The organism is Micromonospora sp. NPDC049201 (assembly GCF_055586805.1).
The window spans coordinates 135,275-149,506 of record NZ_JBVJHM010000012.1 but is presented as its reverse complement, the minus strand read 5'-3'; the positions used below and the strand labels follow the sequence as shown (position 1 = coordinate 149,506).

Below are 14,232 nucleotides of genomic sequence, written 5' to 3'. Positions count from 1 at the left end.
CAACAATCTTCAATGAATGCCGGTGGCGGCGACGCTCAGGAGGACTCGCGGACCAGCGGGAACGGCAACGTCTCCCGGATCGAACGGCCGGTCAGCAGCATCACCAGGCGGTCCACGCCGAGCCCCAGCCCGCCGGTCGGCGGCATCGCGTACTCCAGCGCGGTGAGGAAGTCCTCGTCCAGCTCCATCGCCTCCGGGTCGCCGCCGGCCGCCTGCAACGACTGCGCGGTGAGCCGCCGCCGCTGCTCGGTCGGATCGACCAGCTCGGAGTACGCCGTGCCCAGCTCCATCCCGTACGCCACCAGGTCCCAGCGCTCGGCCAACCGGGGATCACGCCGGTGCTGCCGGGTCAACGGCGACACCTCGGTCGGGAAGTCGAGATAGAACGTGGGCGCCTCGGTACGCGCCTCGACCAGCCGCTCGTACAGCTCCAGCAGCACCGCGCCGGCCGACCAGCGCGGATCGAACGGCACCCCGGCCGCGTCGGCCAGCTTGCGCAGCGCGGCCAGCTCGGTGTCGGCGGTGACCTCCTCGCCCAGCGCGGCCGAGACCGCCTCGTGCACCGTGACCGTCCGCCACTCGCCGCCCAGGTCGACCAGCTCGCCGCCGGGCCGGCGGGCCACCGGCGCACCGTGCACCGCGGTCGCCGCCGCCACGACCAGCTCCCGGGCCAGCACCCGCATGTCCTGGTAGTCGGCGTACGCCTGGTACGCCTCCAGCACGGTGAACTCCGGGTTGTGGGTGGCGTCCACGCCCTCGTTGCGGAACGCCCGACCCAACTCGTAGACCCGCTCGATGCCGCCCACGGCGAGCCGCTTCAGATACAGCTCCGGCGCGATCCGCAGACTCAACCGCAGGTCGTACGCGTTGATGTGGGTGACGAACGGGCGGGCGTTCGCGCCACCGTGCACCCGTTGCAGGATCGGCGTCTCCACCTCCAGGAAGTCCCGCCCGGCCAGCCCCGCGCGCAGGCTGTGCAGCGTCGCGCTCCGGGCCCGCACCATCTCCCGGGCCGCCGGGTCCAGCGCCAGGTCCAGGTACCGCTGCCGGACCCGGGCCTCCGGATCGGCCAGCCCGTGGTGCTTGTCCGGCAGCGGGCGCAGGCACTTGGCGGTCAGCTCCCAGCCGGCCACCCGCACCGACACCTCGCCGCGTCGGGTCGCGTACACCTCGCCGGTGGCGCCCACGTGGTCGCCGATGTCGACAGTCGACCGCCACCGGTCCAGGTCGTGCTCCAGCATCACCTGAAGATCGCCGCTGCCGTCCCGGACGGTGGCGAACAGGACCCGCCCGTGGTCGCGGACCAGCAGCACCCGCCCGGCCACCGCCACCGTCTCGCCGGCGCCGGTGTCCGGGGCCAGCCCCGCGTGCCGGTCCCGCACCGCCGCGCAGGTCGCCGTGCGCGGATAGCCCACCGGGTACGGGTCGACGCCGGCGGCCCGCAGCCGGTCGAGCTTCGCCACGCGTACCCGGATCTGCTCCGGCCGGCGCGCGGCGGGCGGCTCCGGCGGGACGGCCCGGACCGCCGCGGCGGCCGGCGGCACGTAGCCGATCCCGCCGCCGGCCGGCGGCACCCCGTGCAGCGGTGTGGGCCGCCCACCCGGCAGGGCCAGGAAGCCCTCCGCGGCGACCGCCGCGAGACCGACCCGGGCCAGCTCCCGGCGCTCCGCGAAGCAGAGGTAACGCGGCGTCCAGTGCGGTTGGTACTTCGCGTTGGAGAGGTAGAGCGACTCGAGCTGCCACCAGCGGGAGAAGAAGAGCAGCGTGTGCCGCCAGGCCCGGATGATCGGACCGGCGCCGATCCGCGCGCCCTGCTCGAACACCGACCGGAACGCGGCGAAGTTGAGCGACACCCGGTCGACGCCGAGGCGCGGGCCGGCGGCCAGCAGCGCGGCCACCATGAACTCGGTGACGCCGTTCTCGGCGGCGCGGTCCCGGCGCATCAGGTCCAGCGAGACGCCGTGCGTGCCCCACGGGCTGAACGAGAGCAGCCCGCGCACCCGGCCCGCGCCGTCACACGCCTCGACCAGCACGCAGTCACCGTCGGCCGGATCACCGAGCCGGCCCAACGCCATCGAGAAGCCGCGCTCGTGCCCGGTGTCCCGCCACGCGGTGGCCAGCCCGGCCACCTCGGCCAGCTCCTCCGGCGGGATCTCGGCGTGCCGGCGGACCCGGGCGGTGTAGCCGGCCCGCTCGACCCGGTGCACCGCCTGCCGGACCGGTCGCATGTCCCGGCCGTCCAGGTCGAACTCCCGGGTGTGCAGGATCGCCTCGTCGCCGAGCTGGAGCACCTTCAGGCCGTGCCGGCGGTACGCCCGCGCGCCGGCCTCGCTGGCGCCGAGCACCGCCGGCGTCCACGCGTACGCCCGGGAGTGCTCCAGCCACGCCTCGATGGCCGGCCCCCACGCCTCCGGGTCACCGACCGGGTCGCCGCTGGCCAGGCTGACGCCGTTGATCACCCGGTAGGTGAGCGCGGCCTTGCCGCTGGCCGAGAAGACGGCCGCCTTGTCCCGCCGGGTGGCGAAGTAGCCGAGCGAGTCCCGCTCGCCGTGCCGGGCCAGCAGTTCCCGGATCCGCTCCTCCTCGCCGGCGTGCAGCACCGCGTTGGCCCGCTGCGAGCGGACCAGCGTGAACAGCGCGGCCAGGAACGCCGTCGCGCCGAACGCGCCGAGCAGCAGGTTGACCCAGCCGGGCGCCTGGCCCCGACGGGTCAGGTCCAGCGTGATCGCGCCACCGAAGACCTTCTCCACCGCGTAGCCCAGCCGGTCCGACCAGGTGTGCAGGCTGCCCGGCTCGACCAGGAGCAGCAGATAGCCCAGGCCGACGAAGACGGCGGCCAGGCCGGCGAGCACGCCCAGCGCACGCCAGGTGCTGCCGGACCGGACCCGGGCGTAGAACTCCCGCCGCGCGGCCACCAGCAGCGCCACCGCGGCGGCGGCGAACGCGATGCCGACCCAGACGCCGATCGTCTCCAGCGTGCCGAAGAGGCGCTGGCCGGCGGCGTGGTTCAGCTCGTTGGCGCCCACCATCAGCAGCAGCCCACCGGCCGTCAGGCCGACCACCAGCGTGAGACTGAAGTAGACAAGCAGCACCCACCAGGCCAGCCGCTTGCGCCGTCTCGCGGCAGCGGCCAGGACGCCGAGGAAGACCGCGTACGCGAGGTTCGCCGGCGCGGGCACCAGCAGCGCGTCGATCGCGGTGCGGACCGGTTGGACGTCGGCGGCCACCGCGCTGCTCAGCGCCGCCAGCGCGCACACCGCCGCGATCACCGCGAGCAGGATCGCGAAGCCGCGCGGAACCTGGGCGCGAACGCCGGTCACCGTGCGCGACGTGCCGTTCGGAGTCACCACGACCTCCTCCGGCCCGGCGACCGCCCGCCGGGCCGGCTCATCGTAGTCCCGCGTCCCGTCACCCGACGGCCCTCCGGGGGCACGGCGGCGCACGACCGGCCGGGCGAATCGGGCCGACACGCCGTCCGACGCGTTTCCGGGCATCGACACGGTGGGTAACAGTGCGTCGACCACGCGGCACGGTGTCGCGGCCGGTCGGAAAGAGACGGTGGTGGCGATGAGCGGCTCAGTGGCGGAGCGGGAACGGCACGCCGCCGAGGGCGGGACGGACCTGCTGACGGTCGGCGTGGAGGAGGAGTTCCTGCTCGCCGATCCACACACCGGGACCGCCGTGCCCGCCGTCGAGCTGGTGATGGAGCAGGTGCCGGCCGAGCTGCGCGGCCAGGTGGAACGCGAGTTCCAGACCAGCCAGATCGAGATCGGCAGCCCGCCGGGGCTGGAGCTGTCCTCGATCCGGCACTCGCTGGGGATGCTCCGCGCCGAGCTGGCCGACGCGGCCGAGCGGGCCGGCGTACGTCTGCTGGCGATCGGCACCGGGCCGGTCGACGGGCCGGTGCCGGCGGTGGTGGACAAGCCGCGCTTCGACCGGATGATCGAACGGTTCCGGCTGCTGGTGCCCGGTCCGGGCAACAACGGCATGCACGTGCACGTCGGCGTGCCGGACCCGGACACCGGCGTGCTGGTGCTCAACCACGTCCGGCCCTGGCTGCCGATCCTCCAGGCGGTCACCGCCAACTCCCCGTTCTCGCACGGCGAGGACACCGGCTACGCGAGCTGGCGTTCGATCGAGTGGGAACGCTGGCCGTCCGTGGCGCCCACGCCCTACCTGGAGTCGCACGAGCACTACCAGCGGCTGATCCGGCAGCTCATCGCCAGCGGCGTGATGCTCGACGAGGGAATGCTCTACTGGTACGCCCGGCTCTCCGCCAAGTACCCGACCGTGGAGATCAGGATCGGCGACGTCTGCCCGTCGGTGGACGACGCGGTGCTGGTGGCCGCGCTGGTCCGGGGCCTGGTCGCGACCGCGCTCACCGACATCGCGGCCGGTCGGCGGGCCGTCAACACCGACCATCACCTGCTGGTCGCCGCGCACTGGCGGGCCGCCCACGACGGGCTGGAGGGCGAGGGCGTCGACCTGACCGACGGCGAGCTGCGCCCGGCCTGGGAGCTGCTGGATCGACTCGTCGACCGGATCCGCCCGGAGCTGGAGCGGCACGGCGACCTCGACCGGGTGACCGAGCTGCTGGACGGGCTGCGCCGGCACGGCAGCGGCGCGGCCCGGCAGCGGGCGGTGTTCGCGAAGACCGGCAAGCTGGTCGACGTGGTCGCGGACGTGGCCCGGCAGACCCGTGGTTGAGCCGCCCCGCGGCCCGGTCGGGGCGTGACAGGATGAGCGGCGTGGCGGAGCGGATGATCGTCGTCGGCGGGGACGCCGCCGGCATGTCGGCGGCCTCCCAGGCGCGGCGCCGCCGCGACCGGGCGGACCTGGAGATCGTCGCGTTCGAGCGGGGGCACTTCACGTCCTACTCGGCCTGCGGCATCCCGTACTGGGTGAGCGGCCTGGTGCCGGAACGCGACCAACTCGTCGCCCGCACCCCGGCCGCGTTCCGCGACGACTTCGACATCGACGTCCGGACCCGGCACGAGGTCACCGCCATCGACCTGGACCGCCGCGAGGTGGTCGCCCGGGACCTCGACGGCGGCGGCGAGGTCCGCGCCGGCTTCGACACCCTGGTGTACGCCACCGGCGCCACCCCGGTGCAGCCGGAGTGGGCCCGCGACGAGGTGGCCGGCGTGTTCGGCGTGCAGACGCTCGACGACGGCGCCGCGCTGCTCGACTGGCTCGACCGCGAGCCCCGGCCGCGGCACGCGGTGGTGGTCGGCGGCGGCTACGTCGGCGTCGAGATGGCCGAGGCGCTGGTGCAGCGCGGGCTCACGGTCCAGTTGGTCGAGCAGGCCGCGCAGCCGATGGCCACCGTGGACCCGGACATGGGCGAGCTGGTCGGCGAGGCGATGCGCCGGGTCGGCATCGGCATCCGCACCGGGCTGACCGTCACCGGCCTGGAGGAACGGAACGGCCGGATCGCCGCGGTGGTCACCGACGAGGGGCCGATCCCGGCCGACGTCGTGGTGCTGGGTCTCGGCGTACGCCCCAACACCCGGCTCGCCGAGGCCGCCGGCCTGCCGCTCGGGCCGTCCGGCGCGATCCGGGTGGACCGCCGGATGCGGGTGCCCGGCGTGCCCGGCGTCTGGGCGGCCGGCGACTGCGTGGAGACCCTGCACCGGGTCAGCGGCCTGCCGGTGCACATCCCGCTCGGCACGCACGCCAACAAGCAGGGCCGGGTCGCCGGGATCAACATCGGCGGCGGGTACGCCACGTTCCCCGGCGTGATCGGCACCGCCGTCACCAAGGTCTGCGAGCTGGAGGTCGGGCGCACCGGGCTGCGCGAGCGGGACGCCACCGAGTCCGGGTTCGAGTTCGTCACGGTGACCGCCGAGTCGACGAACCGGGCCGGCTACTACCCGGGCGCGCAGAAGATGACCGTGAAGCTGATCGCCGAACGGCCCAGCGGACGGCTGCTCGGGGCGCAGATCGTCGGCTGGTCCGAGGCGGCCAAGCGAATCGACGCACTGGCCGTGGCGCTGTGGAACGACATGACGGTGGACGAGATGACCGCGCTCGACCTCGGTTACGCGCCCCCGTACGCCCCGGTCTGGGACCCGGTGCTGATCGCCGCCCGCAAGGCCGTCGACGCCCTCGCCACGACGTAAGGAAGGGACCCTTCTTAACGCCTCCGGTAGAGGAAGGCCCCCCTTTTGACTTCCGGCACTGTCGGGGGGCGGGGTTAGCGTGTGCGCGCTGTTGGTTGGCACTCGCTCGGAGGTAACCCCATGTCGCAGGAGACGACCTACCTTGAATTGTCCGAAGTGGACGGTGGTGCGCACAAGTTCTACGAGGTGGTGGTCGAGGACACGGCGATGACCGTCCGCTTCGGACGGATCGGCGACCAGGGCCAGGTGAAGACCAGCGCCTACCCGGACAACGCCCGCGCCCGGGCCGCCGCGGCGAAGAAGATCGGCGAGAAGGTCCGCAAGGGCTACGTCCCCGCGGTGCCCGGCGTTCGCCCGAAGCGGCCGGTCTCCCGTCGGGAGATCGTGAGCACTCGCTCCACCGCCCGCACCGCCCCGGTCCTCTGGCGGTACGCCTCGGGCGCGCCCGCCTTCGGCATCTTCGTGGACGGGCGGCACTGCATGGTCGGCAACGAGCACGGTGTGATCACCACGCTGGACCACGACGCCCGGATGGTGAACCAGGTCCGGCTCCCCGACGGCGTGAAGTGCATCGTCGCCGACGACGCCTGGGTCTACGCCGGCTGCGACGACGGCAACGTCTACGACCTGTCCGGCAAGGTGCCCCGGGCGGCGTACGCGATCGCACCGGAGATCGACATCTACTGGCTGGACATCCACGACGGCGTCCTCGGCGTCTCCGACCGCGAGGGCGGCGTCGCCGCGTTCGACCACGAGGACGAGTTCCTCTGGCGCCGGGCCGGGCGTGGCCGGTCCGCCTGGATGGTGCGCTGCGACGCCGACGCGCTCTACCACGGCCACTCGCAGGGGGTCACCGGCTACGACTGGCGCACCGGGCGGGAGCTGTGGCACACCCGTACCGGCGCGGTGCTCTTCGGTTGGCAGGAGCGCGACACGGTGTTCGCCGGCACCGGCACCCGGGAGGTGGTGCGGCTGCGCAAGGACGGCCGGGCCGAGCGGACGTACCGCTGTGACGCCCCGGTCTTCTCCTGCGCCACCGCCGAGGACGGCCGGTACGTCTTCGCCGGAGACAGCGCCTCCTCGATCTACTGCTTCGACGAGGCCGGTAACCGGCTGTGGAAGCTCGGCACCGGCTGCGGCTCGGCGTACTCCATGCAGTATCACGACCAACGGCTCTACGTGGTGACCACCAGCGGCCACCTGGCCTGCATCGACGCCGACGAGGCGGCGATCCGGGCGGCCGAGGCCGGGGACGTGCCCGAGGTGGTGGACGTCAAGGCGCCGGCCCGGCTGCCCGAGCCGGCCGCCTGGGCCACGGTCGAGGTCACCACCGACGCTCGGGACGGCGTGGTGGTGCAGTGCGTCGAGTACGGCGGCCGGCTGCGGGTCCACGTCCTCTCCGACGGCTACCAGCGGGACTGGTCGGTCCAGTTCCCCAAGGGCATCCGGGAGCCCGGCGCCCGCTACCTGGTCAGCGAGGTCCGCGAGTCCGGCCGGGGTGGCTTCTACCGGGCGTACGGCGACATCCGGCGGTTGCGGTGACCGCGACCACGGTCCCGACGCGCCGGGTCGGGGCGGCGCCGGTCACCGCGCTCGGCCAGGATGGCCGGATGCGGTGGGAGATCCCGGACGGGTTGCGGTGGACCGAGCGGACGCCGCTCGGGCGGGCCTGGCTGGCGGAGCTGCCGGACCGGTTGGCGGAGTGCGTGGCGCAGTGGGAGCTGACGGCCGTCGGGCCGCCGTTCGCCTACGCGTTCGCCTCGCTGGCCCTGCCGGCCGAGCTGCCGGACGGCACGCGGGCGGTGCTGAAACTTCAGTACCCGGACGACGACAGCGTCCACGAGGCCACCGCGCTGGCGCACTGGGCGGGCCGGGGCGCGATCCGGCTGCTCGCCCACGACGCCGACCGCCGCGCGCTGCTGGTCGAGCGCTGCGACCCGGGCGTGCCGCTGCACACGCTGGCGCTCGACGAGGCGCTCGACGCCGCGGTCGGCCTGCTGCCCCGGCTCGCGGTGCCGGCCGGCCCGCCGTTCACGCCGCTCGCCGAGGAGGCGGCCGGCTGGGCCGAGCGGATGCCGGCCAACTGGCGGCGGACCAACCGGCCGTACGAGCGACGGCTGCTCGACGCCGCCCTCGGCCTGCTCGCCGAGCTGGCTCCGGAGCAGGGCGAACAGGTGCTTGTCAACCAGGATCTGCACGCCGGCAACGTGCTGGCGGCCGACCGCGAGCCGTGGCTGGTCATCGACCCGAAGCCGCTTGTCGGCGAGCGGGAGTTCGCGGTCGTGCCGCTGGTCCGGGGCGCCGAGCTGGGGCACTCACCGGCGGCGGTGCGGCACCGGCTCGACCGGCTCAGCAGCGAGCTGGGCCTGGACCGGGCCCGGGTCCGCGGTTGGGCGATCGGCCAGACGCTGGCCTGGAGCGTCGGCGGCGACGAGGTCTTCCCCGGCAACATCGAGGCGGCCCGCTGGTTGCTCGACGAGACGTGACACGCCCACCCACCCGCCGGCCGGGCCGGCGACGTCACCCGGGAAGCCACCACCTGCCGGCCGGGGCGGCGAGCCGGCGTCGTGCGACAGTTCAGCCGGCCTGGCAGGTGGGGCACCAGTAGAGGTTGCGACCGGCCAGCGTGCCCCGGCTCACCGGCGTGCCGCAGACGTGGCAGGGCTCCCCCGGGCGGCGGTAGACGTACACCTCGCCGCCGTGCCGGTCGACGCGCGGCGCCCGGCCGGTGGCCTCCGGCAGGTCCGCGTCGCGCACGGTGTCGATCCGGCCGCGCCCGACCGCGCGGGTCATCAGCATCACCAGGTCCGCCCAGAGTTCCGCCCAGCCGGCCGGCGTCAGCTCCCGTCCGGGCAGCAGCGGCGGCAGCCCGGCGCGGAACAGCGCCTCGGTCACGAAGATCAACCCGGTGCCGGCCACCACGGACTGGTCCAGCAGCAGCGCGGCGAGCGGGGTGGGGCTGCGCCGGATCCGCGCGTACGCCCGGTCCGGGTCGGCGTCGGCGCGCAGCGGGTCCGGGCCGAGCCGGCCGCGCAGCGCCGCCACCTCGGGCGGGGTGAGCAGCTCGCAGGCGGCGGGGCCGCGCAGCTCCAACCAGTTGCGGTCGCTGTGCAGGCGCAGCCGGAGCTGGCCGACCGGGGCCGGCGGCTCCCCCGGCCCGTCGGCGAACCTGCCGTACAGCCCGAGGTGCACGTGCAGCGTCAACTCGCCGGCGTAGTGGTGCAGCAGGTGCTTGCCGTACGCCTCGGTGGCGTCCAGAACGGTGCCGGTGAGCCGCGCCGCGCCCTCGGCGAAGCGCCCCTGCGGGCTGTCGGCGTGCACCTTGTCGCCGGCGAACAACTCGGCGTGGCGGGCGGCGAGTCGGTGGATGGAGTGTCCCTCTGGCACAGGTGCCAAGGGTAGCCAGCCCCGCTCACCTCTGCCGGCTGACCGCCGCCAGGTCGAGCAGGTGGGCCAGGCGGTACCGCAGCACCCGCGCCTGCCCGATCGACAGCACCACGGCGGAGGCCGCGCCGCCCAGGCTCACCATCGTCCGGGCGGCGGGATGCAGCGCCCGCACCAGCCCGATCTCGACGACGGACGACTCCGAGCGGTTGGTGTCGACCTGGCGGGCGCGAGAACAGTGTCGGCCGCGGAGCCGGCAGCGGTCCCGGTCGCACCACAGTGGGTGGGCCAGGTCGTCCGGGGCGGCGAGGGCACCTGTCGGATAGACGAACACGTGCCCGCAGGGCCGCGACACCCCGGGCCCCAGACCGATCGGGTACGCGTCCAGCCCGGCCCGGCCCAGCGCGGCAATCGCATACGGGGTGTGCGCCGCGCAGGTGTACGCGCAGGCGTCCAGGGAGTCCGTCGTGTACAGCTCGATCCGCAGCGTCGCCGGTTCTCCGCACTCGGGCAGCGTGGGTAGGTTGCTCACGGGCGCCTCCTCGTGGGTGGCTGAGGTCACCTGACTCAATGCCAAACTACCAGTATTCATTTGGCCTTATCAAGTGGTTCTTCCTGTTGACTGTTGGCCAATAATGATCGCGAAATTTACGCTGCGTTTGGCCGATGAGATCATCTGTGGCATGGCCAACCGACTGGCGGATGCGGTGCGCGCGTTTCACATGGCGCAGGCGACCGCCGCTGCCTCCGCCCAGCGCGCGGCGGAGGATCGGGAGAAGGTCACCGAGGCACGCGACCAGCTCGCCACCGCCATCGTGGAGGCGTCCCAGGGCGGCATGCGCCAGGTCGACATCGTGCGGGTCACCGGTTACACGCGTGAGCGCGTACGCCAGATTCTGCGCTCCCACGGCATCGCGCCCGACTAGTCCGCGTCGCCCGCCAGCCGGGTGACCGCGGCACGGGACGCCATTGAATCGACGTTCGTCGAATGCCAGACTGACTCCGGTCGCGCTCGGGAGCCAGGGCGAGCCGCTCGATCCAGCAGGAGAGTGACGCGCGGGGTGGTGTGCCACCCGGCGCCGGGCAGTCCTCTCCGGCAGTCCGCCGTGCCGCCGTTGCGCCACCGGGGCGGTTGAACGCCGCCACCACCGCCGCTCGCGCTGCGGGGCCCGTAGCTCAGCTCAGGAGCGCAGATGATTCGTACCCTCGGCGCGGCTCTGGCCGCCGCCCTCACCCTGACCGGCCTGGCCGCCTCGACCGGCGCCGCCGGGTCGCCCGCCACCGTCATGACGACGCCCGCGCCCACCCCGACGGTGGCGTGCCCGCCGGCGCTACCGGTCAGCGGCCAGGTGACCGGCACCACCGCCACCAGCCTCACCATCAGGTACTCGATCCTGCTCCGCCCGCCCTGCGGTTACGACCCGCCGATGGTCGTCACGCTCTTCACCAGCCGCGAGGACGCCACCGGTTGGCGCAACCCGGTGGCCGAGGCCGTCTCCGGGCCAGAACTCTTCGGGACAGTGACCGTCGACGGGCTGACGCCCGACACCGACTACTGGTTCCGGTTCAGCGACGCGCACGGCACGCGCGACCCGTACATCATCGGCGGGCCGGCGCGGACGCTGCCGACGTCGACGTGCGCCGCGACGGCCACCATCGACAGCAGGTGGTACGGCGGCTTCATCGCCACGGTCACCGTGCGCAACACCGGGACCGAGCCGACGCGCGGCTGGTTGGTCTCGTGGCGGTGGTCCGGCGACGAGCGCATCCAGTCGATCTGGGGCGGGGTGGCCGAGAGCGCCGGCCAGAGCGTGACGGTCCGTAACGCCTCCTGGAACGAGACGCTGGCGCCGGGCGCCTCGACGACGTTCGGGCTGATGGTGGCCGTCAGCGGCTGGTCCAGCGGCTTCACGCCGGTCTGCGGTCGGTGACCGGCATGCGGTCCCCCACGAACGGATCGATCGGACGCCTGCTGGCGGCCGGGACGGCGCTGGTCGTGGCCCTCGCGATGATGGTCGGGCCGGCCACAGGCGCGCTGGCGGCGCCGGTGACCGTCACCAACGGCACGCAGTTCACCGACACGAGCGGCGCGGTGGTGCACGCCCACGGCGGCGGCGTCCTCAAGGTCGACAACTACTACTACTGGTTCGGCGAGAACCGGAACCCGGACAACACGTTCCGGGCGGTCTCCGTCTACCGCTCCACGGACCTGCGCACCTGGGAGTTCCGCAACAACGTGCTGACCCAGGCGTCGGCGACCGAACTACAGCGGGCCAACATCGAACGGCCGAAGGTCATCTACAACGCCGGCACCGGCCGGTTCGTGATGTGGATGCACAAGGAGAACGGGTCCGACTACACCGAGGCCCGGGCCGCCGTCGCGTCGTCGGCCACCGTGGACGGCAACTACACCTACCACGGCAGCTTCCGGCCGCTCGGGCAGCACATGTCCCGGGACATCACGCTCTACAACGACAACGGCACCGCGTACATGATCTCGGCCGCCAACGAGAACCGCGACCTGAACATCTACCGGCTCACCTCGGACTACCTCAACGTCGCCGGCCTGGTGGGCAACTTCTGGGCCGGCGCGACCCGCGAGGCGCCCGCGATGTTCAAACGGGGCGGCACGTACTTCCTGCTGACCTCCGCCGCGACGGGCTGGAGCCCGAACCAGGCCCGGTACGCCACCGCGCCGAGCATCTCCGGTCCGTGGAGCGGCTGGACCGACGTGGGCAACGGCACCACGTTCAGCTCCCAGCCCGCCTTCGTACTGCCCGTCCAGGGCACCGCCACCACCAGCTACCTCTACCTGGGTGACCGGTGGGCGGGGGCGTGGGGCGGGCCGGTCAACGACTCGCAGTACGTGTGGCTGCCGATCTCGTTCCCGACCAGCACCAGCATGAGCCTGACCTGGTACCCGTCGGTCACCATCGACACGGCCGCGGGGACGGTCACCGGCAACACACCGGTCTCGTACCGGGTCACCGCCCGGCACAGCGGTCGGGTGCTGGACGTGATCGGCAACTCCACGGCGAACAACGCCGAGGTCAAGCAGTGGGCGTGGAACGGCGGCGGGAACCAGCGGTGGGAGTTCCAGGACGCCGGCGGCGGCTGGTTCCGCCTGGTGAACGCCAACAGCGGCAAGTGTCTCGACGTCGCCGACGCGTCCACCGCCGACGGCGCGAACATCATCCAGTACACCTGCGGCGGGGGCGCGAACCAGCAGTGGCAGTGGGCCGCGGTCGGCAGTTGGTTCCAGCTCCGGGCCCGGCACAGCGGCAAGTGCCTGGACGTGGTCAATGCCGCCACCGGCGACGGCGCGGACGTCCAGCAGCTCACCTGCGGCGGGGGCACCAACCAGCAGTGGTCACGCACCCAGTCCTGACGACGCCCACGTGACGGAGCCGGGCCCGTCCCCGCCGGCCGGACGCCGGCCGGGCGGGCCCGGTTCCGTCACCGGGTGTCGACTTCCGCACGTCTGGGTACCTCCGCACTGTCATGCGCGGCCTCCGCGCCTGGATCAGGAGGTACCAACGTGAACATCCTGTCCCGCCGGAACTCTCCGGCGCGTAGTACCGATGTGAACGGCGACGGAGTCGTGGACGCCCGCGACGGGACCCCGGCCGCCGACGGGACGACCCCGGCCGCCGACGGAACAGCCGACCAGCCGGTGGTGACCGACCGCGACGCGGTGCGGACCACGTACCGCAGCGGCGCGACCGCCACCGAGGCGGAGCGGGCCGCCGACGCGGGACCGGTCGCCGACGCCGGACCGGTCGCCGACGCCGGACCGGTCACCGGCCCCGGACCGGTCACCGACGCCGCCCGCGTCGAGACCGCGCCCCGCACCGGTGAGGCGGAGCGGCGGGCGGCCCAGCGGGCCGCCTCGGCCCGGGCGGTGACCAGCCGGCCCTCGGGTCGGAGCACGCGGACCGTCGACCCGGAACCCACCCGGGAGCACACCGTCGACCTGAACGGGGACGGCCGCCCGGACCGTGCCGTCGACGTGGACGGCGACGGTCGGCCGGATCGTGCCGTCGACCTGGATCGGGACGGTCGCCCGGACCGTCCCGTCGACCTGGACGGCGACGGTCGCCCCGACCGGGGACTCGACCCGGAGCTGACGAAGAAGCCGCGGGCCAGCATGCTCGCCACGCTCGGTCTGATCGTGTCCGTGGTCGCCGCGCTCTTCGTGCTCTCCGGCACGCTGGCCGGCTACGGCATCGGGCTCGGCGCGGTCGGCGCGGTGCTCGCGGTGCTGGGTCTGATCGCCACCCGACGCCGGCACGTGGCCGGGAAGACCGACGCGCTGATCGGCATCATGGTCGGCCTGGCCGCCGTGGTGCTCGGCATCGTGGCGATGACCGGCCAGTTCGATTGGCCGACCACGGACGGCGAGTGGGTGGGCCGGTTCCGCGAGTGGCTTGATTCACAGTTTGTCGATCGATTCTGAGGGCACTATCTCGATCGCCGGCAGCGACCGGCAGCCCGACAAAGCTCCGGTGGTTCACCGGGCAGCTCCGGTGGTTCACCGGCAGGGCAACACCCTTTCGGGGGGCGGCGATTCGCCGCCCCCCGAAGTGTTTTCATGGTCGGGAAGCGCGTGGACGCAACAATCGGTCGATGAAGCACCGCTAGACGCAACGATTAGCTGCTCGACGCACGGTTTCGCGGTGGAAGTCGACGCACCGGGCCGCATACGGTTGACCCACGGCGCCAGCCC

At 73.5% G+C, this 14,232-nt stretch carries 11 protein-coding genes; 8 read left to right on the top strand and 3 right to left on the bottom strand.

The window, feature by feature from the left end; translation table 11 throughout:
• Window positions 1-35: 35 nt before the first annotated feature.
• Complete coding sequence (lysX, locus tag ACZ6O5_RS25270) at window positions 36-3,350, bottom strand: bifunctional lysylphosphatidylglycerol synthetase/lysine--tRNA ligase LysX (protein ID WP_465980226.1); 3,315 nt, start codon at window positions 3,348-3,350, stop codon at window positions 36-38.
• A 208-nt stretch (window positions 3,351-3,558) separates the two neighbouring features.
• Here lysX and ACZ6O5_RS25265 point away from each other — a divergent pair, with 208 nt between their 5' ends.
• The 4 genes from ACZ6O5_RS25265 to ACZ6O5_RS25250 all read left to right on the top strand — a co-directional run bounded on the left by ACZ6O5_RS25265 (window position 3,559) and on the right by ACZ6O5_RS25250 (window position 8,608).
• Window positions 3,559-4,707 carry a carboxylate-amine ligase gene (locus tag ACZ6O5_RS25265; RefSeq protein ID WP_465980225.1) on the top strand — a complete coding sequence of 383 codons (1,149 nt, stop codon included), beginning with the start codon at window positions 3,559-3,561 and terminating at the stop codon, window positions 4,705-4,707.
• A 41-nt stretch (window positions 4,708-4,748) separates the two neighbouring features.
• Window positions 4,749-6,122, top strand: coding sequence for an FAD-dependent oxidoreductase (locus ACZ6O5_RS25260; protein WP_465980224.1), 1,374 nt, complete (start codon window positions 4,749-4,751; stop codon window positions 6,120-6,122).
• A gap of 120 nt (window positions 6,123-6,242) precedes the next feature.
• Window positions 6,243-7,664, top strand: coding sequence for a WGR domain-containing protein (locus ACZ6O5_RS25255; RefSeq protein WP_465980223.1), 1,422 nt, complete (start codon window positions 6,243-6,245; stop codon window positions 7,662-7,664).
• Window positions 7,661-8,608, top strand: coding sequence for an aminoglycoside phosphotransferase family protein (locus tag ACZ6O5_RS25250; RefSeq protein WP_465980222.1), 948 nt, complete (start codon window positions 7,661-7,663; stop codon window positions 8,606-8,608). Before ACZ6O5_RS25255 ends, ACZ6O5_RS25250 begins: the two co-directional genes overlap by 4 nt.
• 91 nt (window positions 8,609-8,699) lie before the next feature.
• Here ACZ6O5_RS25250 and ACZ6O5_RS25245 read toward each other — a convergent pair whose 3' ends face one another.
• Both ACZ6O5_RS25245 and ACZ6O5_RS25240 read right to left on the bottom strand, forming a co-directional pair.
• Window positions 8,700-9,509 (bottom strand): Fpg/Nei family DNA glycosylase, encoded by an 810-nt coding sequence (locus ACZ6O5_RS25245; RefSeq protein ID WP_465980221.1) that lies wholly within the window; start codon window positions 9,507-9,509, stop codon window positions 8,700-8,702.
• Between the two features lie 25 nt (window positions 9,510-9,534).
• Window positions 9,535-10,038, bottom strand: coding sequence for a hypothetical protein (locus ACZ6O5_RS25240; protein WP_465980220.1), 504 nt, complete (start codon window positions 10,036-10,038; stop codon window positions 9,535-9,537).
• Between the two features lie 103 nt (window positions 10,039-10,141).
• Between ACZ6O5_RS25240 and ACZ6O5_RS25235 the strand changes: the two genes are divergently transcribed.
• The 4 genes from ACZ6O5_RS25235 to ACZ6O5_RS25220 all read left to right on the top strand — a co-directional run bounded on the left by ACZ6O5_RS25235 (window position 10,142) and on the right by ACZ6O5_RS25220 (window position 13,962).
• Window positions 10,142-10,432, top strand: a complete 291-nt coding sequence (locus tag ACZ6O5_RS25235) for a hypothetical protein (RefSeq protein ID WP_465980219.1) — start codon at window positions 10,142-10,144, stop codon at window positions 10,430-10,432.
• Between the two features lie 267 nt (window positions 10,433-10,699).
• Window positions 10,700-11,437 carry a cellulose binding domain-containing protein gene (locus ACZ6O5_RS25230; RefSeq protein ID WP_465980218.1) on the top strand — a complete coding sequence of 246 codons (738 nt, stop codon included), beginning with the start codon at window positions 10,700-10,702 and terminating at the stop codon, window positions 11,435-11,437.
• Window positions 11,438-11,442: 5 nt separating this feature from the next.
• Window positions 11,443-12,894, top strand: coding sequence for an RICIN domain-containing protein (locus tag ACZ6O5_RS25225; protein WP_465980217.1), 1,452 nt, complete (start codon window positions 11,443-11,445; stop codon window positions 12,892-12,894).
• 195 nt (window positions 12,895-13,089) lie between these two features.
• Entirely contained in the window at window positions 13,090-13,962 is an 873-nt protein-coding gene (locus tag ACZ6O5_RS25220) for a thrombospondin (protein ID WP_465980216.1), read from the top strand.
• The last annotated feature ends 270 nt before the right edge of the window (window positions 13,963-14,232 follow it).

What these genes read in the sequence shown, in the direction of transcription:
- ACZ6O5_RS25255 (WP_465980223.1), top strand. Translation starts at nt 6,243, where the DNA reads ATGTCGCAGGAGACGACCTACCTTGAATTGTCCGAAGTGGACGGTGGT.
- ACZ6O5_RS25235 (WP_465980219.1), top strand. Translation starts at nt 10,142, where the DNA reads ATGATCGCGAAATTTACGCTGCGTTTGGCCGATGAGATCATCTGTGGC.
- ACZ6O5_RS25230 (WP_465980218.1), top strand. Translation starts at nt 10,700, where the DNA reads ATGATTCGTACCCTCGGCGCGGCTCTGGCCGCCGCCCTCACCCTGACC.
- ACZ6O5_RS25225 (WP_465980217.1), top strand. Translation starts at nt 11,443, where the DNA reads ATGCGGTCCCCCACGAACGGATCGATCGGACGCCTGCTGGCGGCCGGG.